Raw genomic sequence first — 271 nt, forward strand, 5'->3', positions numbered from 1 at the left:
GCTATACCCGGTTGTTGTTATGCCGCCATTCTGACGGCGTTGCTGTTGGCCATCTGGTCCGGGGTTAACCCCGGACCAGATGGCGTCGGCACGCCATGATACGCCTCATCAGGCGTTCGTCCAGCCAGGGCCGTATGGGGACGTTGCCCGTTATAATGGGTGATCCATTTCGTGAGCCCCACCCGAAGTTCTGATCCGGTCTCAAATGCGTGCAGGTAGACACATTCGTATTTCAACGACCGCCACAGACGCTCGATGAACACGTTGTCCA

General features: G+C 57.2%; 1 protein-coding gene. It reads right to left on the reverse strand.

From position 1 onward, the window contains the following. Positions 1-17: 17 nt before the first annotated feature. On the reverse strand, positions 18-271 hold a 254-nt coding region (locus tag DY926_RS14945), incomplete at its 5' end, for an integrase core domain-containing protein (RefSeq protein ID WP_148707812.1).

Source organism: Komagataeibacter melaceti, from assembly GCF_003403295.1.
Taxonomy (GTDB): domain Bacteria; phylum Pseudomonadota; class Alphaproteobacteria; order Acetobacterales; family Acetobacteraceae; genus Komagataeibacter; species Komagataeibacter melaceti.